Origin of the sequence: Schaalia meyeri (assembly GCF_900105015.1) — a bacterium.
Taxonomy (GTDB): domain Bacteria; phylum Actinomycetota; class Actinomycetes; order Actinomycetales; family Actinomycetaceae; genus Pauljensenia; species Pauljensenia meyeri.
This window is the reverse complement of sequence record NZ_FNLK01000005.1, coordinates 420,388-441,875: the sequence shown is the minus strand read 5'-3', so window position 1 is coordinate 441,875 and position 21,488 is coordinate 420,388. Positions and strand designations below refer to the sequence as shown.

Genomic DNA, 21,488 nt, shown 5'->3' with positions numbered 1-21,488 from the left:
GGCCTCCAATCGTGTGTGAGGGATTAGTAGTTCATCCGCATGGCCGTACGAACGTCAGACAGCGTCTGATTCGCCTGCTCGTTGGCGCGGTCGTTGCCCTCATGCAGGACGGACAGCAGGTAATCTTCGTGAGCGATCAGCTCGGCGCGGCGCGCTCGCAGGGGGGCGAGCATCTCGTTAAGGGATTCGGTGACGAGGGACTTCAGCGCGCCCGCGCCGGCGTCGCCGACGCGCTCGGCGATGGCCGCCGGATCTTCGTCCGTCGCCAGGGAGGCGAGCATGAGCAGGTTGGAGACCTCGGGGCGCCCCTCGGGGTCGAAGGTGATGCGACGCTCGGCGTCCGTCTTTGCCTTCTTCAGGATCTTCGCGGTCTCGTCCGCGCTCATACGCAGCTCGATCGTGTTTCCGCGAGACTTGGACATTTTCTGTCCGTCCGTGCCCAGCAGCAGCGGCACCTTGGACAGGAGGGCCTCGGGACGGGGGAACACGGGGCGCTCGGGCGTTGCGCGACCGTAGCGCTTGTCGAAACGCTGCGCGATCAGGCGAGCCTGCTCCAGGTGGGGCAGCTGGTCCTGGCCCACGGGAACGATGTTCGCCTTGCAAAACAGGATGTCCGCCGCCTGGTGAACGGGGTAGGTCAGCATGAGGCCGGTCATCGCTCGCCCCTCGACCGCCTCCAGTTCCGCCTTCACAGTGGGATTGCGGTGCAGTTCCGACTCGGTGACGAGCGAGAGGAAGGGCAGCATCAGCTGGTTGAGCGCCGGCACCGCCGAGTGATTGAAGATCGTCGAGCGTCCCGGGTCAATCCCCGCGGCGAGGTAGTCGGCAACCAGGCCGAGAACCCGCTCGCGAATGGGGCCCATGCCGTCGCGGTCCGTGATGACCTGGTAGTCGGCGACCAACACCCAGGTCTCGACGCCGCGGTCCTGGAGGAGAACGCGGTTCCGCAGGGTGCCGAAGTAGTGGCCCAGATGCAGGTGTCCCGTGGGGCGGTCGCCCGTCAGGATACGGAAACGCGAGGGATCACGGTCGATGGCCAGGTCGATCTCGGCGCTGCGAGCTTTCGAGCGGGCCAGGGAAGCATCGGAGGTGGCTGTTTCCAGGGCATCTTCACTGCGAGTCATGCCTCGATCCTAACCAGTGAGTGGGGCGAAAGCGAAACGGTGGGGTGCGGGCGATCAGTTCTCTGGCCGGAAGGAGACATCCGAGAGCAGGATGGACACGGAGAGCGCCTCGACTGTGAGCGTGGAGCGTGGGGTGACGTGCTCAACCTCGAGTGAGAGCTCGCCCGGGTTGCGCGAGGAACCGACGCCCCCCTGCGCGGGGGAATCCCACACGGTTGAATAGGCGATCAACCAATCCAGGTCGTGGCCCGCCGGGAGTGTCACCTCCGCGTCGTCCAGGTTCGCGTTAATGATGATCAAGGCGTCGCGGTCTCCCCACTTCAGGCCCGAGCGCAGCATCTGGAACGTTCGGTGACGAGAGTCCGTCCACCCGTAGTCCGGCATTGGCGTGCCCTGGGCCGTGTACCACGAGAGGTCGGGGATCGTGTCCCCGCCGAAAGGCTGACCCGTGGCGAAACGGTCGGGTCGCAGCACCGGGTGGGCCTTGCGCAGAGCGATCAGCCAGGACACGGCGTCGATCTGTGCCTGCTGCCCCTCGGCCAGGTCCCAGTCGATCCACGAAATCGGGTCGTCCTGACAGTAGGCGTTGTTGTTGCCGTACTGGGTGCGCCCGAATTCGTCGCCACCCAGCAACATCGGCGTGCCAGAGGAGACGAACATCGTGGCCAGGATGTTGCGTTGGGAGCGGGCGCGCAGGTCGGCGATCGTCATGTCCGAGAGGATCGCATAGGGCGTGAGCGCGTTCGGGGGAGTGCCATTTGACGCCAGCGTTCCTTCGACGCCGTGGTTCCACGAGCGATTGTCGTTGGACCCGTCGCGATTGTTTTCCAGGTTCGCCGTGTTGTGCTTATGGTCGTAGGCGCTCAGATCCGCCAGCGTGAAGCCGTCGTGGGCGGTCACGAAGTTGACGGAGGCGCGCGGCCCCCGAAGACGCCCGAGCCCGTGCTCGAAAACATCCTGGGAGCCTGACAAGCGGGTCGCCAGATCGTTGGGGCCCGAAACGACGTGTCCCGAGGCCTGGGCGCGCACGTCCGCGAGCCAGAAGTTACGCAGGGCACCCCGGTAGTGGTCGTTCCACTCAGAGAAGGGCACGGGGAAATTGCCCGTCTGCCAGCCGCCGGGACCCACGTCCCACGGCTCTGCGATCAGTTTCGCATGGGCCAGCACGTCGTCGGTGGCCATGGCGATGAGGAGTGGATGCATGGGGCTGAAGCCGGTCGCGAAACGCCCCAGCGTGGCGGCCAGGTCGAAACGGAAGCCGTCCACACCCATGTCGCGGGCCCAGTAGCGCAGGGAGTCCAGCACCATCTGGATGGTCTTCGGGTGATCCACGTTCACCGTGTTGCCCGTGCCGGTCACGTCGATGGTCTGCACCGGTCGCGTGGACGTGTGGCGGTAGTACATGTCGGAGTCCAGGCCGCGCCACGACAGGGAGGGCCCCGCGTCACCGCCCTCGCAGGTGTGGTTGTAGACGACGTCCAGAATGACCTCGATGCCGGCCTGATGCAGCAGGGACACCATGCCGCGGAACTCGTCAACTATGGCCTGCGCGCCGCGGGCGCGCGAGTCGGCGGTCGCGTAGGAGGGCTCCGGGGCGAAGAAGGACAGGGTGGAGTATCCCCAGTAGTTCGTCAGGCCTCGTTCCGTGAGGAAGGGCTCATCGCACTTGGCGTGCACGGGCAGCAGCTCGACGGCCGTGATGCCCAGGTCCTTGAGGTAGGACACGGAGGCCGGGTGGGCCAGGCCGGCGTAGGTGCCGCGCAGCTGGGGGGGCACGCCGGGCATGTTCTTGGTGAAACCCTTAACGTGGATTTCGTAGATGACCGTCGTCTCCCACGGCGTGCGAGGATTGGGCGCGATGGGGAAGGACGGATCGACGACGACCGAGCGCGGCATGTGCGGGGCCGAGTCGAGGGGGGAGCGGCGCATCGGGTACTCCAAGGGGTACAGTTCCTCGTCCACGCAGTGTGCGTACACCGCGGGCCTGAGGTCCACGACCCCCTCGAGGCCTCTGCCGTACGGATCCAGCAGCAGCTTGTGGGAGTTAAAGAACAAGCCGCCGTCCGGGTCCCACGGCCCGTGCGCGCGGAATCCGTAGCGAGTACCCGGACCGAAGCCGGGGATATGCCCGTGCCACACGCCCGCGTGCGGGCCGAGCAGAGAAAAACGCGTCTCAGCCCCCGCCTGGTCGAAGATGCACATGTCCACGCCGTGGGCCTCCCGCGCGACCACGGCGACGTCAAGCCCGTCCCCCGATGGGTAGACGCCCAGGCGGGTGGGCACCGGATTGGGTGCGGTGACGCGCACGGTGGGGACGCGGGACGAGCCTGAGCGCTCGGACATAAAACGTGCCTCCTCCTGACGAACGACTGGCCGTGCCCTAGCCTGATGGGCACAGGCGCCCCCATCATACGTGACCGTTAACTGGGTGGGCGGATCGGAGGGGGCCGCGCATCCGTGACGGGCGGAACGGGCCGGTGAGGGAACCCTCATATGGGCGCGGGGCGCGGAATGTGGCACGCTAGAAGGCATGAGAATTGTCGTGTGTGTGAAGCATGTCCCGGATGTGCAGTCCGAACGCCGCTTTGAGGGCGGCCGCCTGGTGCGCGGTGAGGACGATGTTTTGAACGAGCTGGACGAGAACGCTGTCGAGGCCGCCGTCGGCTTGAAGGAAGCGGAAGAGGAAGCGGGGCGCGAGGCCGAGGTCATCGCCCTGACGATGGGGCCCGAGGACGCCGAGGATGCGCTCATGCGCGCCCTGCAGATGGGTGCCGACCGCGCCTACCTGGTCTCCGATGATTTCCTTGAGGGATCCGACGTCATCACGACGGCCTCCGTGCTTTCCGTCGCGATTGCCAAGATTGCTGACGAAGACGGGCCTATCGATCTGGTGATCACCGGCATGGCCTCGCTGGATGCGATGACCTCCATGCTGCCCGCGGCCCTCGCAGCCAAAGCCCACCTGCCGATGCTGGGGCTGGCGCGCACCCTGCGCATTCAAGACGGCACCGTCACGATCGAGCGCGCCGTGGACGGCTACACAGAGACGCTGCGCGCACCCCTGCCCGCTGTTGTCTCCGTCACCGACCAGATCAACGAGCCCCGCTATCCGGCTTTCGCCGCCATGAAGGCCGCCCGAAAGAAGCCGATGGAGCAGTGGGGGATCGACGACCTCGTGGAGGTTCCTGGCGGACAGGCGCTGACGCTGCGCCGCGCGCTGACCGCCGTCACCCACGGCGAAGAGAACACGCGCGATGGCTCCGGCACGATCATTCAGGACTCCGGCGAAGGCGGGCGCGCGCTGGCCGACTACATTCTCACGGTGGTGAAGTGACATGACACAGCAGATGACCTCCCCCATCCTGGTCCTGGCCGATCAGGCGGGTGACCGCCTGACGCCCCTGGCTCGCCAGGCGGTCACCCTGGCCGCTTCCCTGACGTCTGGCGACGTCGTCGCCCTGTCCGTCGCGGCCGCGCCCGACAAGCGCTCCCTGTCCGAGCTGGGTGCGACCCGCGTGCTGCACGCGTGCATGGGTGATGCGGCGCGTTCCTCGGTCGTCGCCTCCGACGCGATTATCGCCGCCCTGGAGACCGACTCCTTTGGCCTGGTGCTGCTGGGTTCGGATTACCGGGGCCGTGAGATCGCCGGTCGTGTCGGCGCGATCACCGAGGCCGGCGTGGTCTCCGGCGCGTCGTCCGTCTCCTTCGACGGCGGGATCCTGCAGGTCGGCAAGACCGCCCTGGGGGGTTCCTGGTCGATGCGCGTCGTCCTCGACGGGATAACCCCGATCGTGGGTGTCTCCTCGGGCGTCATCGACGAGGCCGTGGTTCCCTCGCCCGTCGCCCTGACCCCGCAGGAGCTGCCCGTCCCGCTAAGCGCGGAGGCCTCCTCGATTGAGGTCGTGTCCTGTGTGCCGGACGACGCCGATGGCGTGTCTCTTCAGGACGCGTCGACCGTCGTTTGTGGCGGGCGCGGCGTGGACGGCGACTTCGAGCTGGTCCGTTCTCTGGCCAGCGCCCTCGGCGGCGCCGTTGGGGCTACCCGCGTCGCGTGCGACGAGGGTTGGGCGCCGCGCGGCGAACAGATCGGCCAGACCGGATTGACGCTGACCCCGAACCTGTACATCGGCCTGGGCGTGTCCGGGGCCATCCACCATACGGTGGGCATGCAGTCCGCCGCCCACATCGTGGCCGTGTGCGACGACCCGGACGCACCGATCTTCGACATCGCGGACTTCGGCGTGGTCGGAGACGTCGCGAAGGTCGTGCCCGCTGCGCTGGCCGCGATCGAGGAGGCGCGCGCCCAGGCGTGAGCGTCTACCTCGATCACGCGGCCACGACCCCGTTGCGCGCGTGCGCCCTCGAGGCGTGGACTCGTGCACAGCGCGACCTGGCCGCCTCTCCCGGCAACCCCGCCGCCCTCCACTTTGGGGGGCGGCGGACCCGTCGCATGCTTGAAGACGCCCGTGAGGAAGTCGGAGACGCCCTGGGCGCCGATATTCACGAGGTCATCTTTACTTCGGGCGCCACCGAGTCGGACGCGCTGGGGATCATGGCCGGCGCCCGCGGGATGCGTTCTCGCGATGCGCGGCGCAACCTCATCGCGGTCTCCAGCGTCGAACACGACGCCGTCGCCCACCAGCGCGAGGTCGCGCAGCGCGAGTCCTTTAGCTGGATCGAGCTCGGCGTTAACCGGGAGGGGATCAGCGTCCTGCCGGACGCAACCGATCACGGCGATTATCAGCCGCTATTCGGCGGGCGCCTGGCGCTCGGTTCCATGACCCTCGTCTCCTCCGAAATCGGCACGATCCAGCCCGTTGAGGGCTTCGCCTCGCGTGTGCGCACGGCCGGCGGGCTGACGCACAGCGATGCGGCGCAGGCCGTGGCCACGATGGACGTGTCATTTGCCCGATTGGGCGTGGACCTCATGAGCGTCGGTGGCCACAAAGTCGGTGCACCCGTCGGAATCGGCGTTCTGCTGGCCAAGCGCGGCATACCGATGGTCACCGACAGGCCGGGCGGCGGCCACGAGCGTTCGATTCGGTCGGGCACCCCCGACGTGGCGGGGGCATGCGCCCTCGCGGCGGCGCTCACCGAAGTTGTCGCCGAGCGCGCAGCCTTCGCGCGACGGTCCCGCGACCTGCGGGCGCACCTGCTGAACCATTTGCCCCACGGCGTTGAGCCGACGGTGGGGGCTTTGGCCTCGTCCAGTGCAATCATCCACCTGTCCCTGCCGACCGCCCGCCCCGAGGCCGTCCTCATGGCCTTCGACATGGCCGGAATCGCGGTGTCCGCGGGATCGGCGTGTCACGCGGGCGTCACCCGGCCCTCTGCCATCATGATGGCCATGGGGCACAGCGAGGATTCTGCTCTGGGCGTCCTGCGCGTCTCGCTCGGACATGACACGACGCGCGCCGACATTGACGCCTTTCTGTCGGCCCTGCCCGCGGCGATCCGGGCGGGCGCGGCCCTGGACGGGGTCACCCGCGTGCGCAACGAGCGAAACGAGGAGGGCTAAGCATGCGCGTTCTGGCAGCGCTCTCCGGCGGCGTCGATTCCGCCGTCGCCGCCGCAAAGGCCGTCGAGGCCGGTCACGACGTAGTTGGCGTTCACATGGCCCTGTCCTCCCAGCCTCAGGAGTGTCGGATCGGGTCGCGCGGCTGCTGTTCGGTCGAGGACGCGACGGACGCGGCGCGCGCCGCGCAGATCATCGGCGTCCCCTTTTACGTGTGGGACCTGGCCGAGGAGTTCGAGCAGACCGTCATCACCGACTTTATCGCCCAGTACCGCGCCGGCCGCACCCCCAACCCATGCGTGCGCTGCAACGAGTTCGTGAAGTTTCGCGAGCTGGCGAGCCGGGCGCGGGCCCTCGGTTTCGACGCGGTGTGCACCGGGCACTACGCGGCCATCGTGGAGGGGGAGAGCGGACCCGAGCTGCACCGGGGTACCGATAACTTGAAGGACCAGTCTTACGTGCTGGCCGTCATGGGCTCGGACGAGCTCGGTCGCGTCGTCTTGCCCCTCGGGGATGCCCCCTCCAAGGCATGGGTGCGTTCCGAGGCCGAGCGCCTGGGCCTGGGCGTGTCCAACAAGCCCGACTCCTACGACATTTGCTTCATCCCCGACGGGGACACCCAGGGGTTCCTGCGCGCCCACCTGGGGTCCGCTGAGGGCGAGATTGTCACGCCCGACGGGCAGGTCCTCGGCCACCACGGCGGCTACTGGAACTACACGGTCGGCCAGCGCAAGGGCCTGCGGATCGGGGAACCCGCGCCCGACGGGCGCCCCCGATACGTGCTTCAGACCAGGCCCGAGACGAACCAGGTGGTCGTAGGCGCCTCCGAGCTGCTGTCTATCTCGCGAATACGTGCGACCGATGCAGTGTGGCTCGCCGCCGACGACGACGGTGTAAAGACGGCGGATCTGTTCGTCCAGCTGCGCGCACACGGCGCGCCCATCCCCGTTGCAGCCCTGACCCGCGACGAGGACGCCGCTACGATCAGCGTCACCCTCGAGGGCAGCGCGCGCGGCGTCGCCCGTGGGCAGTCCATGGTTGTCTATCGGGGAAGTCGCGTGCTGGGCGAGGGCACGATCGAGCGCGCCGATCGCTGAGGGGCGCTTGGCACCCCCCAGGGGGCGTCGATCCACGCCCCAGGTGCCCTGTTCACCGGGCGCGCGGTGCTCCATGTCCCGAGCGATCCGTTCACCGGAGGTACGGCGACGCGGCCGCACCCATCGGTTACACTTAGGGGCGCGCGCGAGTGGCGGAATTGGCAGACGCGCTGGATTTAGGTTCCAGTGTCTATGACGTGTGGGTTCGAGTCCCATCTCGCGCACCGGCTCCACCCCGGTCGCACCGGGTGAGGGTGCCCCGATAGACTGGCTTGCATGAGCGCTGTGCAGATCGGCCAGAAGGCCCCAGATTTCACTCTCGAAACCACGCAGGGGACGGTCACCCTGTCCCGTGAACTAGCGTCATCCTCGCGTGGCGTCATCATCTATTTCTACCCGAAGGCATCGACCCCCGGCTGCACGAAGCAGGCTTGCGACTTCCGCGACTCCCTGGCCTCCCTGCAGGCCGCTGGCTACTCGGTCATCGGCGTGTCCGCCGATTCTATGGTCGCCCTGACGCGCTTCGCTGAGAAGCGCTCCCTGACCTTCCCGCTGGCCTCCGACCCCGAGCATCGTGTTCTCGAGGCCTACGGCGCGTGGGGAGAGAAGAAAAACTACGGGTACACCTACGTCGGCATCATTCGATCGACCGTTGTCGTGGCGCCGGACGGCACGGTTGCCCTGGCCCAGTACAACGTGAAGGCGACCGGCCACGTCCAGCGCCTGCGTCGGGAGCTGGGCATCGACTAACGGTATTTCGTGGCCTCTAGACGCGGCGCCACGCAGCCTGAGCGGATCAGGGGTTGGTGTCCGTTCCCCGAGAATTCCTTATGGACGCCGAAGTTTTCCCCGTAAGATTTCAGAGGTATTTCGATCAGCGAAGGAGTATCTCGTGTCCGAATCACCGTCCGCCGCTCCCGTTGGGGACGATATCGCCCTGGCGATCCGAGGCCTCGTCAAGATCTACGGCAACCTCATCGCCGTCGCCGACCTCTCGCTCGATATCCCCACCGGCTCTTTCTACGGGATCGTCGGCCCTAACGGCGCGGGCAAGACCACGACCCTGACCATGGTCACCGGCCTGCTTACCCCCGATCGCGGCACAGCGCTCGTGCACGGGGTTGACGTGTGGAAAGACGTCAATCGGGCCCGCTCCCTTCTCGGTGTCATGCCCGACGGGATGCGCCTGCTCGACCGACTCTCCGGTCCCGACTTCCTCGTTCACGTCGCCATGCTCCGCGGCCTGGACGCGGACACGGCTCGAGTGCGCTCCCAGGAGCTGCTGGCCGCCCTGGATCTGACCGAGGCCGGGAAGAAACTCATCGCCGACTACTCGGCCGGCATGACAAAGAAGATCGCGCTGGCCGCCGCACTCATTCACTCTCCGCGCATCCTCGTCCTAGACGAACCCTTCGAGGCGGTGGACCCCGTCTCCGCCACGAATATTCGCCAGATCCTCACGGAGTACACGAAGCGCGGCGGGACCGTGATTCTGTCCTCCCACGTCATGGCCACCGTTCAGCAGCTGTGCACCCACGTCGCGATCATCGACAAGGGGCGGGTGCTTGTGGCGGGAACGACCGACGAGGTCGCGCAGGGCAAAGACTTGGGCGAACGCTTCACCTCCCTGGTTGGTGGCGTTCACGAGGAGGAGGGCCTGTCGTGGTTGGGCAGCTGATCCGCCTGAAGTTCCAGCTCATCTGGAACACGATCCGTCGCCAGACCGCCATCCTCGTCCTGTCGATCATTGGGACGCTCTATATGGCCTTCTTGGGGGTGAGCGCCTTTGCGGGTGTCGCCTTCCTGGCGCGCTCAGACGAGGCAGCGAGCATGGCTCCGCTCTTCGCCTTCGTCGGCCCTCTCGTCGCCGCCGCGTGGCTCGTGTTCCCGATTCTGTTTGCGTCGATGGATAACTCGGTGGACCCGGTGCGCCTCTCGCCCTACGTCGGACCGAGCAAACGATTGGCAGCGGCCCTGGGGGTGGCGACCGCCGTCGGCCCGGGAGGCGTCGTCTCCGCTGTCCTGCTCTTCCTGCCCACCTGGTTCGCCCTGTGGCGCGCGCAGTGGGTTGAGGCCCTCGGCTGGCTGGTCGCTTCCGTCGTGACCCTCGGCATCGCGGTCCTGTGGGCTCGCGCGGCCGGAACATGGTTCGCCGTGCGACTTAACACCTCGGGTAAGAAAGACCTGATCACGCTCATCGGCGTCACCGTCTTCATGGTGGTCCTCACGCCGATGGGCTACTGGCTCAGCGTCCTTGCCCACAACTTCTCGTTCGACACTTTCGAGGCCGGGGTGGTGATCGCCCTGTGGACCCCCTTCGGTGCCCCCTTCGGCGTCGTCGCTTCCCTCGTCGAGGGAGTCTGGGTGGAGGCAGCGATCCGCGCAGCCATTAGCGTCGTCACCGCTTACCTGGGATGGCGCGCGTGGCTGACGGTCCTGGGCCCCGTCATGACCGGGTACGCCGGTCACATCTCGGCCGACGCACAGCGAGCCATGGACGAGGGACGTCACCTGATCGATGACTCCATCGACGTTGCCCAGCGCACTCAGCGCGTCGCACAAGCCCGCTCCGCGGGGCTGCACAGCGTCGATTGGTTCACCCGGCTCGGCCTCGGCCCCCGCAGCGCGTCGCTCGCAGCACGCACCCTGCGCTACTGGATCGTGGACCCGCGCCTGAACATGAACCTCGTTCTCGCCCTTCTTTTCCCGATCATGGCGATCCTCATGGGACGAATCGACATCGGCGGACAGACCATGGTGTTCTCGGGTGTCTTCTTGTATCTGGTGCCGATCACGACTGGCCTGGCCACCGGCTCGCTCATGCAGTACGACTCAACGGGCGCCTGGATCGTCGTTTCATCGGGCATGAGCGGGTGCGAGGAACGTCGGGGCCGCCTCGTTGGTTCCCTGCCGGTCCTGCTTCCCCAGGTTGTCGGCTACCTGATCCACGACACGGTGGTACACGCGAGCGCCGCTGACTTTGTGTACCACCAGGTGATGGGTATCGTGTTCTTCTCCGGGGCGGCCGCCACGACTCTGGTCGTGAACGCGCGCTGGGTCTACCCGGTTCAGCCTCCGGGTACGTCGCCCCTGGCGACCAAGGGCACGGGGTCGTTCCTGATGACGATGTTGCTGCAGCTCATCGGTTTTGTCGGCACCGCGGTGCTGCAGCTTCCCTCTTACGTGCTGCTGGTCCTGGCGAGCTTTGGCGTCGTCCCGCAGTGGGTGGCCTTCATCGTCGCCCTCGCGTGGTCTGTCGTCGTCCTAGAAACGGCAGTGCGCATCGGCGGCCGCACATGGGACCGCTATTGCGTGGCTGCGCTTACGACGATCCGCAGCTGGCCGGGGCACTAAGCGGTGCCGGTCCGAACGGGTCAGGCCGGGTCGCTCGAGAGGGCGCCCCGGCCTGGCGTGCGAGCTGCTATTGCCCCGCTCGCGTTAGTCCCCTGGCTGGGGCGCGCGTTAACGCGCTGAGATGCGCGTGAGCGGCCCCGCCCACGCGTGGCCAAGGGGGCCAGCGTGCAACCTGGCGGGTTCGCGTGCGATTGGTGGGCTATCACAAAACGTGGGTGTGGGGCTCCCCGGGTATTGTGCGTGGTAGGGACGGGGCATCAAAGCCGCGGGGGCACCACAGTAAAAAACCGGCGACCCACGAGCCGCCGGTTATTCGCTGTGCGTCATGGGGGACTTGAACCCTCAACCCGCTGATTAAGAGTCAGCTGCTCTGCCAATTGAGCTAATGACGCGGGACTTTCGCCGGCCGTCGGGCCGGGAAAGCTGTGCGTCATGGGGGACTTGAACCCTCAACCCGCTGATTAAGAGTCAGCTGCTCTGCCAATTGAGCTAATGACGCGGGGGTTTTGCAACCAAGAGATAAATGTACATGGGTGGGGGCTTGTCTGCAAGTCACCGTCCCTGCTCGTGTCATATGTCGCAGGCGGGGGAGGGCCCGGGCCTACAATGAGACTGGAGACGGAAGGGGCTGCCATGGCGGAAGCATCGAGCGCGCATTCCGCGGTCGCCGAGGACATCTTGAAACTCGTGTGGAGCGCGGAGGAAGCCGGACGCGACGGCGTCAAACCGAAGGACATAGCCAAACACATGGGCGTTGTTCCGTCGACGGCGACGGAGAACGTGCAGCGCCTGACGCGTCGGGGCATGGTGGTTCATGAGCGCTACGGGCGCGTGCGGCTGACCGAGCAGGGGCGAACGGTTGCGCTCGGAATGGTTCGACGCCACAGGCTGCTGGAGACGTATCTCCACGAGGCGCTCGGTTTCTCGTGGGATGAAGTGCACGAGGAAGCGGAGATCCTCGAACACGCGGTCTCGCAGCGCCTGCTCGACCGTCTAGACCGGGTGCTCGGCTATCCAACGCGCGACCCGCACGGGGATCCGATTCCGCGCGCCGACGGGTCGAGCGAGAGCGTGCCCGGTGTGCCCCTGGCCTCCCTCCCCGTCGGAAGTGGCGGGGAGATTGAGCGCCTGCCGGACCGTGACCCGTGTGCGTTGCGCGCCTGGGAACGGTCGGGACTGATCCTCGGAGCGCGCGTGAGTGTCGTCGCAAGCGGCCTGGAGATCACGGTCGCCCTCAGCGACGGACAGACGGTGCGCTTGGAGCCTTCCCAGGCCTCGGAAATTATCGTGCGCGACTGACACGGTGGGCCACTGGCACGACCGACCGGAAACGAGGCTGGCCGCCCCGACCCCTGACTTCCGTGGTCGAGCTGGGAGAACCCCGGGAGGTCGCGGCGTGGCGTGATGAGGGTCAGGCGAGCGCCGCGGAGCTCATGTCGGTCGGCACGTGAGCGGTGTGCCCGGCCGCGCAAAGAGCGCCGCGCAGGGCCGTCATCGTGGAATCGAGCTCCTCATCGGATGCGGGAGCGGCCTTGGACAGGGCGAGGTCCGTCTCGTCGCGCAGAGGGATGACGTGCAGGTGCGTGTGGGGGACCTCGAAACCAGCGATGGCCAGGCCGGCGCGCGGGACGTCGAAGGCCGCTTTCTGGGCGAGGCCGATCGTGCGGGCCACCGTCATGAGGTGGGCGGCCACATCGGCGGGGGCGTCCGTCCACGCCTCGTAGGGGGTGCGGGGCACGACGAGGACATGCCCGGGTGAGGTAGGTTCGATCGTTGCGAAAGCGACGCACAGGTCGTCAGCCCACACGAAGCGTCCCGCCCAGGCGCCCGAGATGATGTTTTCAAAGACTGTGCTCATGCGACTATTGTCACCTATCCGGGTGCGCTGCGGTAGCCGTTGGCGGTATGACGTGAACGATGGCGGGCTCCACACCTATTCGCGCGCAGCGGCAGGCGGGCGCGCGAAGCGGCTCGGGCGGCGGTGAATTACCCTTGTTGGGAGCAATGTTACGTGACCCATCCAAGCAGAGGAACGCACAGATGAGCGAAAATCCGCACGGTGCCCCGGCCCAGCGCTACACCGCCGAGCTCGCCGGTCAGATCGAGACGAAGTGGCAGGACCGTTGGGAGGAGCTGGGCACGTTCCACGCGGATAATCCGACCGGCTCGCTGGCCGGACCCCTGGCGTCCCGCGACCCCTACTTCATTCTCGATATGTTCCCCTACCCGTCGGGCAAGGGACTGCACGTGGGGCACCCGCTGGGCTACATCGCGACGGACACGCTGGCGCGCTTCCGCCGCATGTTGGGCGACAACGTCCTATACACGATGGGCTACGACGCCTTCGGGTTGCCGGCCGAACAATACGCCGTGCAGACCGGCCAACACCCGGCGGTCACCACGAACCAGAACATCGCGAACATGCGCCGTCAGCTGCGCCGTATGGGTCTGTCTCATGACTCTCGCCGCTCGCTCGCGACGACCGACATCCAGTACGTGCACTGGACGCAGTGGATCTTCCTGCAGATCTTCAACTCGTGGTTCGACCCCGCCGCCACGGCCCCGGACGGGTCGATGGGCGCCGCGCGGCCCATCGCCGAACTGGAGGAGCAACTGGCCGACGGGCGCGTGAAAACACACGACGGTCGCCCGTGGGCGGAGCTGTCGAAGAAGGAGCGTGCCGCCGAGGTCGACTCACGTCGGCTGGCCTACGTGTCCGAGGCGCCCGTGAACTGGTGCCCCGGCCTGGGCACGGTCCTGGCGAACGAAGAAGTCACGGCGGACGGGCGCTCCGAACGCGGCAACTACCCCGTCTTTCAGCGCAAGTTGCGCCAGTGGATGATGCGCATCACCGCCTACGGCAAGCGCCTCGAGGATGACCTGGAGGCGATCGACTGGCCGGAAAAGGTGCGCGCGATGCAGCGCAACTGGATCAGCCGATCCGAGGGCGCCACGGTCCGCTTCGACGTGCCCGGCGTGCGCGAGGCGGGGGCCTCCCTGTCCGAGCTGGAGGTCTACACGACGCGCCCCGACACCCTCTTCGGCGCGACCTTCATGGTCGTGGCCCCCGAGCATCCGATCCTCGGCGGCGACGCGAATGACGAAGCCGCCCTCACCCTGCCCGAGGCGTGGCCCGAGGGAACGAAGGCCGCGTGGACGGGCGGTGCCGCTACCCCGAAGGCCGCGGTGAGCGCCTACCGTGCCCAGGCCTCGGCGAAATCTGAGGCCGAGCGAACCGACGACGAGCGCGCCAAGACCGGCGTATTCACTGGGCTCTTCGGCATCGACCCCGTCAACGGACGCCGGGTGCCCATCTTTGTCGCCGACTACGTCCTGTGGGGCTATGGCACCGGTGCCATCATGGCCGTGCCCGCCCACGACGACCGCGACTGGGCCTTCGCCCGAGCCTACGACCTGGACGTCGTGCGCACGATCGGACCGGCCGACGACCCGTACGGACACGACCTTGAGGTCTGCGCATACACGGGCGACGGCGTAGCCGTGGACTCGGCGAACGGCGAGATTGACCTCAACGGCCTGGGAAAGGACGAGGCCAAGGCCGCGATGATCGCCTGGCTGACCGAGAAGGGGCTGGGGTATGGCACCGTCACCTACCGCCTGCGCGACTGGCTGTTCAGCCGCCAGCGCTACTGGGGTGAACCCTTCCCGATCGTATGGGACGAGGACGGCGTGGCACACGCGCTGCCCGAAGAGATGCTGCCCGTCGAACTGCCCGAGGTCAGCGACTACAGCCCGCGCACCTTCGACGCCGACGATGCCTCCTCACAGCCCGAGGCGCCGCTGGGGCGCGCCGAGGAATGGGCGAACGTCACCCTGGATCTGGGGGATGGCCCCAAGCGTTACCGCCGCGAAACCAACACGATGCCGCAGTGGGCGGGGTCGTGCTGGTACGAGATGCGCTATACGGACCCGACGAACACCGACCGTTTCGCCGGTGAGGAGAACCTGGCGTACTGGATGGGCCCACGTGAGGGCAAGGCCAGCGGCGGCACCGACATGTACGTGGGCGGCGTGGAGCACGCGGTTTTGCACCTGCTGTACGCGCGCTTCTGGCAGAAGGTCCTCTTCGACCTGGGCCACGTGCCCGACTCCGAGCCCTATCACACGCTCTTCAACCAGGGATACGTCCAGGCCTACGCCTACACTGACGCTCGCGGCCAGTACGTGCCCGCCGATGAGGTCGAGGGGGACGAGGCAGGCGGCTTCACCTACCGCGGCGAACCCGTTGCCCGCGAGTACGGCAAGATGGGCAAATCGCTGAAGAACATCGTGACGCCCGATGAGATGTATGACGCCTACGGCGCGGACGTGTTCCGCGTTTACGAGATGAGCATGGGCCCCCTGGACCTGTCGCGCCCGTGGGAGACCCGCGCGGTGGTCGGCTCGCAGCGTTTCCTGCAGCGACTGTGGCGCAACACGGTCGACGAGCAGACAGGCGAGCCCACGGTTAGCGAGGAGGGGGCCGACGACGGGACGCGGCGCCTGGTGGCCCGCACGATCACGGAGGTCACCGAGGAATACGAGAACCTGCGCATCAACACGGCGCTATCCAAGCTCATCGTCTTGAACAATCACCTGACCGGCCTGGAGACTGTGCCGCGAGGCGCCATCGAGCCGCTGATCCTCATGCTGGCCCCGGTTGCCCCTCACATCTGCGAGGAGCTGTGGAGCAGGCTCGGCCACCCGGAATCCCTGGCCCGCGAGCCCTTCCCGGTGGTCGAGGACGCCTCGCTGCTGGTCGAGGATACGGTTACGGCTATCGTCCAGGTGAATGGCAAGGTGAAGGCGCGCGTCGAGGTATCGCCTTCGATCTCGCAGGACGATCTGACCGCTGCCGCGCTGGCCGAGGCGCCCATCGTCAAGGCGCTGGGTGGCGCCGAGCCTCTGAAGGTTATCGTGCGCGCACCGAAGCTGGTCAACGTCGTTGTGAAGAAGTGAGGATGTATGCCTGAAGGCGATGCGATTCGTCGCCTAGCCGGTACCCTCGACGAGCTCTTCGTCGGGGGCACCGTCTCGGCTTCGTCCCCGCAGGGACGCTTCGCGTCCTCCGCGGCCCACCTGGACGGCTGGGTGATGCAGAGGGTGCGCGTCCACGGCAAACACATGTTCATCGGTTTCGTCCCGCCGGTTCCCGGCCAGACGTACGAGGCCGGGGTGGCCCTCCTGGAGGGAGCCGCGGCAGGCAGCGGGGAACCCATCCTGGGGGAGGACGCGCCCTGGCCCGAGCGCTGGGTGCACATCCACCTGGGCCTGTACGGGTGGTGGCGTTTCAACGGCGACGAAACCGTGGTCGATGAGGGCCACGGCGTCGCCCGCCGCATTCCCAACGTCCCACGCGGGCAGTGGAACGGCCACTCGGAGACCCGATGGGGCGCAGGCTTCGGCGAGGCGAGGGCGGGGGAGTGGGAACCCCCGGAGCCTGTCGGAGCTGTGCGGCTGCGCCTTTTTAACGACCACGCCGTCGCGGACCTGGTGGGTCCCAACCGCTGCGAGCTGGTCACCGACGAGGAGCGCCGCGTTGCCGAGGCGAAGCTCGGGCCAGACCCCCTCGACGCGGGGGCTCGCGCCGACGCGGACGCGATGGAACGCTTCGCCCAGGTGGCGCACGCCAAGCGGCGCGCGATAGGCGAGATCGTCATGGATCAGTCCATCATCGCCGGGGTAGGGAACATATACCGTGCGGATGCGCTGTTCCTGGCGGGCATTTCGCCGCACCGGAAGGGCGCCAACGTCTCGCTTAAGCGCCTGCGTGACCTGTGGGTCCTCGTCTGCGACCTCATGAACCGAGGTCTGGCCGCGGGGCGGCTGGACACGATGGATCCCGACGAGGCGCCGAACCCGCCCATCGAGGGGGACGAGGAAGCCTCGCGGTGGTACGTGTACCACCGGACGGATCGGCCGTGCCTGCGGTGTGGGACGCCGATCCGCGAGGCCCTCATGCAGAGTCGGCGCCTTTTCTGGTGCCCGTCTTGCCAGCGCTGAGGGCGCGCGGCACCGGGAGAGGCGCGCGGGCAAGGGGCGCGCGCCCGCGCGTCCTTACGCGATCTCCTCGAATCCGAGGACCGAGTAGAGTTCGTTTGCTCCGCCGTGGTGCGGATCGAGGCGCAGCGCGAGGTTGTCGAAGCCCCAGGACGCGCAGCGGGAGGCGACCTCCGCGACGAGCGTGGTTGCGATGCCACGCCTGCGGTAGTCGGGAGCGACGATCAGGTCCACCACGAAGGGACCGTCCGGCGCGTCGTCCCAGGGAGATTCGCGTACGACGAGGATCGCGCCGACGAGCGTCCCCCCATCCCACGCGCCGATGAAGGAATCCTCCGTGGTTGCGCCGAAGGCGCCCTCGAAGGTGAGGCGGAGCTCCTCAGAAGTTTCCATGAGGGCCTCGGGCGTGACGGCGTCGCCGTAGGCCTCGAGGGTGAGCACCGCGAGCGCGGGGATGTCGAATGTTGTGAGCGTGGCGATCTCGATACCCTGGGGGCGATTCGCCGCTGACAACGCATCCAGTGGGGCATGTAGAGTTCGAGCTTCCATAAACCAACTATAGGTGAGGGTGCTCACTTTGTCACGGATCGTGAAGCTGTTTCCTGACGGCGTGCGCGGGCGGATCAGATGTAGAGCGCAGGCTCCTCGAAGAAATGGTTCGGGTCGACGATGAGGTCGCGGTCGCGCGTGTCCTTGTGCGGCTTGGGCAGCAGGCGTGCCGGAACGCCGATCGCAACGTTTCCGCAGGGCACGTCCTTCACGACGACGGCGTTTGCGCCGATCTTGACCCCGGTTCCCACGGTGATGGGCCCCAGGACCTTGGCGCCCGCGCCGATCATGACGTGGTTGCCCACGGTGGGGTGGCGCTTCCCGGGGGTCATCGCCACGCCGCCGAGCGTGACGCCGTGGAAGATAACGACGTCATCTCCCACCTCGGCGGTCTGTCCGATGACGACGCCCGTCGCGTGGTCGATAAAGACCCGCCTGCCGATCTGCGCCTCCGGGTGGATATCGACCCCGGTTACCGCCCTGGCAGCGGAGGACAGGACGCGGGCGGGCGTGTGCGCGCCTCGCCGCCACAGGGCGTTCGAGACGCGGTGGGTCCACAGGGCGTGAACGCCCGGATACGTGAGCGCGATCTCCAGGCAGGACGTGGCCGCCGGGTCACGACGGCGGGCAGTCGCAAGGTCTTCGCGAAACAGGCCGAGCGCCCTCGTGGGCAGGGCACGCCGCAGGGCGTGAGACAGGGCGCGCACGGTGAGCTTCACGGGATCCTCCTGGATGGTCGACTGGTTCGAAAACGCTGCGGTGGCCCCGAATATTCCACCCGGGGCCACCGCGGGGATTCCGTTTGATTACTCCGCGAGGTCGGCGAAGAGGGCGGTCGACAGGTAACGCTCACCCGTGTCGGGCAGGAGCGTCACGATCTTCTTGCCGGCCATCTCGGGGCGGGCCGCGACGGCGGCGACTGCGGCAAGCGCGGCACCCGAGGAGATGCCGACGAGAAGCCCCTCTTCGGCGGCGGAGCGGCGAGCGAATTCCAGCGCCCGCGCGGTCTCGACGGAGATGACCTCGTCGACGACGGAGGCGTCGTAGGTGTCGGGCACGAAGTTAGGCATGAGGCCCTGCATGCCGTGGGGGCCGGGAGTACCGCCGGTCAGCAGGGGAGACTCGGCGGGCTGGGCCGCGATGATACGAATGTTCGGGTTCTTTTCCTTGAGGACCTTGCCGACGCCCGAGATGGTGCCGCCCGTACCCACGCCGGCGACGAAGACGTCAACCTGACCGTCAGTGTCCGCCCAGATTTCCTCGCCCGTGTGTGCGACGTGCGCCGCGGGATTCGCGGGGTTGGTGAACTGAGAGGCGATGATCGCGCCGGGACGCTCGGAGGCGATGCGCTCCGCCTCCTCGACCGCGGCCAGGACTCCTCCTTTGGGGTCTGTCAGCACGAGCTCGGCGCCGAAAGCCCGCACGATTGATCGGCGCTCCATGGACATGGAGGCGGGCATGACGATGACGACCTTGTAGCCGCGCGCTGCGCCCACCATGGACAGGGCGATACCCGTGTTGCCGGACGTCGCCTCGACAATAGTGCCCCCGGGCCCCAGCGCTCCCGACGCCTCCGCGGCGTCGATGATCGAACGGGCGATGCGGTCCTTCACGGAGGACGCGGGGTTGAAGGACTCGACCTTTGCGACCACGTCGACCCCTTCACCGGTGACGTGGTGGATGCGGACGAGAGGGGTTTTGCCGATCAGGTCGGCGACGGTAGAGGCGATGCGTGCCATGAGAGCTCCTTCCATTAGCGTTAGCAACCACGATTGTTAGCCTGCGCGAGGGGCCTCGTCCAGTTCAATTCGGCGCGTTTCCACGTAGCGAAATTGTTTCTCGCCCGACGAGGCCTGGGCCAGGCACGCATCAAAGGCCTCGCGTTGCGCCGGAGCGATTGCGATTGTGAGGGTGACCGTCGACGACCACTGGGCATCCAAGATCGCGGCACCCTTCCCGCGAAGCTCGGCCTCGATGCGTCCGGCGTCGCCCGGCCGCAGCTGAGTTCGCAGAACGTCGCGGTCTGCGAGGTAGGCGATGGGGGCGGCGGCCACGGCCTGCGACACGGAGGTTGAATACGCGCGCACGAGGCCGCCTGTGCCCAGCAGGATTCCCCCGAAGTATCGCGTGACGACGGCCGTCGCATTCCACGTGTTGGAGGCGCGCAGGGCTTCAAGCATCGGTGTTCCCGCGGTGCCCGGGGGCTCACCGTCGTCCGAGGAATGCTGGAGGGGCGCGGCATCTTGGGGGGCAATGAGGTAGGCGGAGCAGTTGTGACGAGCCTGCGGGTGTTCGGCTTTCACCATATCGATCACGTCGCGCGCCTCAGTGGGTGTATCCGTCCTGGCCAGCGTCGTTATGAAACGCGAACGCTTGATCTCGATCTGGTGGGTCAGGAGAGTGCCTGTGGCCAGCGTGCGAAGAACGGACATGCGATCAGTCTAGGTGAGGCCGCCTCCAGTGGGTCTGTAACCAGAATCGCAGGACCGTGCGGGCGCGCGATGTGCCCAAAGCCGCGGTCCGTGGTAGCCTGGTCGGGTTGTCGCCGTGCGCCCGCGTGGCGCACCAGAATAGTCGTCGAGAAAGAAGAGGAGCGGTAAGACATGGCAGTTCCTAAGCGCAAGATGTCCCGTGCGAACACCCGCACACGCCGGTCTACCTGGAAGGCTGATCTTACCGAGCTGAACACCGTCAAGGTCGCCGGCCGTGAGATCCGCGTGCCCCGCCGCCTGGCCAAGGCCTACAAGAACGGCCTCCTGGACGTCGAGGACTGACCTCACTTCCACGCACGGGCCCGGGACGAGCGTCCCGGGCCTTTGTCATGCCCGCCGCCGCGGCCTTACACCCGGTTTCCAGCCATCGCGGAGGCCTGCGCCCCATCCATTCGGTTCCTCCCGCGCTCCGCGTCCCCCATCGGAGGCGCCGTTGGAAAGCGCGGGGAACCTCCGCTAGTCTTACACACGGCGCGCAAGCGCTACGCCTCCGTAGCTCAATGGATAGAGCAAGGGCCTTCTAATCCCGAGGTTGCAGGTTCGAGTCCTGTCGGGGGCGCCACGGGTAACGAGGCGGCGCGCCTGCGCCTCGTGGGCGATCTTAGCGGCATCCGCGAGACGGTCGCCGTTACACAATCTCAGAGTGTGAACATGGTGTTGCCGCCCGCGATTCCGACGAACAAACTAGTGTCATGACGACCTTCGCGAACCCCATGTGCTGCCCCGCGGGCGGCATGATGTCGCGAATGTGTATGTGATTGGCACCCCGTTTACCCCTGTCAATCACCGCCGCAGTGATATGCCCACGCTGATCCTGGGAATGCGGCCCCGAAGAATCGGATACACCCATGACCCTCGTCAACACCCCCACTGTCTTGGCCCGTGCCAGCGACGACGCCCCCACGACCTACAAGGAATTCCTCGATGTCCTCGCCGACTTAAGGCTGAGCTCCTCCCGCATCAACATCGACCTCGACCTCGGCCAGGTCACCCTGGATGGAAAGGACGCGGGCCTGTCCGCTAAGGAACACGACCTGCTGGCACACCTGGCAGCCAACGCCGACCGATCCGTCACCCGCGAGGAGCTCTTTGCCTCCGTCTGGGCCGGAAGCGAACTCGGGGCCAACTCGCGCACCGTTGACGCCCACATCCGCCGCCTCCGCAAGAAGCTCTCAGTCCTGCCCGACGTCATCTCCACCGTCCGCGGCGAAGGCTACCGTTTCAACTCCACGCCCGCGGTCCGCGTGCGCCTCACCCGACCCGTTACCCTCGCCGCCTGACGCGCCACGCGGCGCCCTCAATCACCGCGTGGCGCAGCCAACGCGCACCCAGACCACTACCCGCTCGCGTCGGACTG

At 67.1% G+C, this 21,488-nt stretch carries 19 protein-coding genes and 4 tRNA genes; 14 read left to right on the top strand and 9 right to left on the bottom strand.

The window, feature by feature from the left end; all coding sequences use genetic code 11:
* Positions 1-23 precede the first annotated feature (23 nt).
* Together trpS and glgX are read right to left on the bottom strand one after the other, a co-directional pair.
* A complete protein-coding gene (gene trpS / locus BLT68_RS02785) occupies positions 24-1,124 on the bottom strand; it encodes a tryptophan--tRNA ligase (protein WP_074632682.1) in 1,101 nt (366 codons plus the stop codon).
* Between the two features lie 54 nt (positions 1,125-1,178).
* Complete coding sequence (gene glgX / locus BLT68_RS02780; RefSeq protein ID WP_074632680.1) at positions 1,179-3,467, bottom strand: glycogen debranching protein GlgX; 2,289 nt, start codon at positions 3,465-3,467, stop codon at positions 1,179-1,181.
* A 187-nt stretch (positions 3,468-3,654) separates the two neighbouring features.
* Here glgX and BLT68_RS02775 point away from each other — a divergent pair, with 187 nt between their 5' ends.
* From BLT68_RS02775 to BLT68_RS02740, 8 genes are all read left to right on the top strand, one after another.
* Positions 3,655-4,458: an electron transfer flavoprotein subunit beta/FixA family protein gene (locus BLT68_RS02775; protein WP_070778193.1), complete on the top strand. Its 804-nt coding sequence runs from the start codon at positions 3,655-3,657 to the stop codon at positions 4,456-4,458.
* Between the two features lies 1 nt (position 4,459).
* Positions 4,460-5,437, top strand: coding sequence for an electron transfer flavoprotein subunit alpha/FixB family protein (locus BLT68_RS02770; RefSeq protein ID WP_074632679.1), 978 nt, complete (start codon positions 4,460-4,462; stop codon positions 5,435-5,437).
* Entirely contained in the window at positions 5,434-6,642 is a 1,209-nt protein-coding gene (locus tag BLT68_RS02765; protein WP_074632677.1) for a cysteine desulfurase family protein, read from the top strand. Before BLT68_RS02770 ends, BLT68_RS02765 begins: the two co-directional genes overlap by 4 nt.
* 2 nt (positions 6,643-6,644) lie before the next feature.
* Positions 6,645-7,736, top strand: coding sequence for a tRNA 2-thiouridine(34) synthase MnmA (gene mnmA, locus BLT68_RS02760; protein WP_074632675.1), 1,092 nt, complete (start codon positions 6,645-6,647; stop codon positions 7,734-7,736).
* A 143-nt stretch (positions 7,737-7,879) separates the two neighbouring features.
* A tRNA-Leu gene (locus BLT68_RS02755) sits at positions 7,880-7,960 on the top strand.
* 52 nt (positions 7,961-8,012) lie between these two features.
* Complete coding sequence (locus tag BLT68_RS02750) at positions 8,013-8,486, top strand: peroxiredoxin (protein ID WP_050694900.1); 474 nt, start codon at positions 8,013-8,015, stop codon at positions 8,484-8,486.
* Positions 8,487-8,628: 142 nt separating this feature from the next.
* Positions 8,629-9,414: an ABC transporter ATP-binding protein gene (locus BLT68_RS02745; protein WP_074632674.1), complete on the top strand. Its 786-nt coding sequence runs from the start codon at positions 8,629-8,631 to the stop codon at positions 9,412-9,414.
* On the top strand, positions 9,399-11,090 hold the full coding sequence (locus BLT68_RS02740; protein ID WP_074632672.1) for a hypothetical protein: 1,692 nt from the start codon (positions 9,399-9,401) through the stop codon (positions 11,088-11,090). Before BLT68_RS02745 ends, BLT68_RS02740 begins: the two co-directional genes overlap by 16 nt.
* Before the next feature lie 319 nt (positions 11,091-11,409).
* On the opposite strand, the gene BLT68_RS02735 is transcribed toward BLT68_RS02740, so the two are convergent.
* Positions 11,410-11,482 (bottom strand) — tRNA-Lys (locus tag BLT68_RS02735).
* Positions 11,483-11,516: 34 nt separating this feature from the next.
* Positions 11,517-11,589: transfer RNA gene (locus BLT68_RS02730), tRNA-Lys, on the bottom strand.
* Positions 11,590-11,723: 134 nt separating this feature from the next.
* Between BLT68_RS02730 and BLT68_RS02725 the strand changes: the two genes are divergently transcribed.
* On the top strand, positions 11,724-12,389 hold the full coding sequence (locus BLT68_RS02725) for a metal-dependent transcriptional regulator (RefSeq protein WP_070778200.1): 666 nt from the start codon (positions 11,724-11,726) through the stop codon (positions 12,387-12,389).
* 112 nt (positions 12,390-12,501) lie between these two features.
* On the opposite strand, the gene BLT68_RS02720 is transcribed toward BLT68_RS02725, so the two are convergent.
* Positions 12,502-12,948: an HIT family protein gene (locus BLT68_RS02720; protein WP_050694896.1), complete on the bottom strand. Its 447-nt coding sequence runs from the start codon at positions 12,946-12,948 to the stop codon at positions 12,502-12,504.
* A gap of 182 nt (positions 12,949-13,130) precedes the next feature.
* On the opposite strand from BLT68_RS02720, the gene BLT68_RS02715 reads away from it, so the two are divergent.
* Both BLT68_RS02715 and BLT68_RS02710 read left to right on the top strand, forming a co-directional pair.
* Positions 13,131-16,049: a leucine--tRNA ligase gene (locus tag BLT68_RS02715; protein WP_074632670.1), complete on the top strand. Its 2,919-nt coding sequence runs from the start codon at positions 13,131-13,133 to the stop codon at positions 16,047-16,049.
* Positions 16,050-16,055: 6 nt separating this feature from the next.
* On the top strand, positions 16,056-17,093 hold the full coding sequence (locus BLT68_RS02710; RefSeq protein ID WP_074632668.1) for an Fpg/Nei family DNA glycosylase: 1,038 nt from the start codon (positions 16,056-16,058) through the stop codon (positions 17,091-17,093).
* Positions 17,094-17,147: 54 nt separating this feature from the next.
* Here BLT68_RS02710 and BLT68_RS02705 read toward each other — a convergent pair whose 3' ends face one another.
* From BLT68_RS02705 to BLT68_RS02690, 4 genes are all read right to left on the bottom strand, one after another.
* Entirely contained in the window at positions 17,148-17,639 is a 492-nt protein-coding gene (locus tag BLT68_RS02705; protein WP_050694893.1) for a GNAT family N-acetyltransferase, read from the bottom strand.
* 74 nt (positions 17,640-17,713) lie between these two features.
* On the bottom strand, positions 17,714-18,358 hold the full coding sequence (gene cysE / locus BLT68_RS02700; protein ID WP_050695783.1) for a serine O-acetyltransferase: 645 nt from the start codon (positions 18,356-18,358) through the stop codon (positions 17,714-17,716).
* Positions 18,359-18,445: 87 nt separating this feature from the next.
* Positions 18,446-19,378: a cysteine synthase A gene (gene cysK, locus BLT68_RS02695; RefSeq protein WP_050694892.1), complete on the bottom strand. Its 933-nt coding sequence runs from the start codon at positions 19,376-19,378 to the stop codon at positions 18,446-18,448.
* Positions 19,379-19,414: 36 nt separating this feature from the next.
* A complete protein-coding gene (locus BLT68_RS02690; protein ID WP_070778203.1) occupies positions 19,415-20,071 on the bottom strand; it encodes a YigZ family protein in 657 nt (218 codons plus the stop codon).
* Positions 20,072-20,242: 171 nt separating this feature from the next.
* On the opposite strand from BLT68_RS02690, the gene rpmF reads away from it, so the two are divergent.
* The 3 genes from rpmF (at position 20,243) to BLT68_RS02670 (ending at position 21,411) form a co-directional block, all read left to right on the top strand.
* Positions 20,243-20,413, top strand: a complete 171-nt coding sequence (gene rpmF, locus BLT68_RS02685; protein WP_050694891.1) for a 50S ribosomal protein L32 — start codon at positions 20,243-20,245, stop codon at positions 20,411-20,413.
* Between the two features lie 204 nt (positions 20,414-20,617).
* A tRNA-Arg gene (locus BLT68_RS02680) sits at positions 20,618-20,693 on the top strand.
* A gap of 286 nt (positions 20,694-20,979) precedes the next feature.
* Positions 20,980-21,411, top strand: coding sequence for a winged helix-turn-helix domain-containing protein (locus tag BLT68_RS02670; protein WP_050694890.1), 432 nt, complete (start codon positions 20,980-20,982; stop codon positions 21,409-21,411).
* The last annotated feature ends 77 nt before the right edge of the window (positions 21,412-21,488 follow it).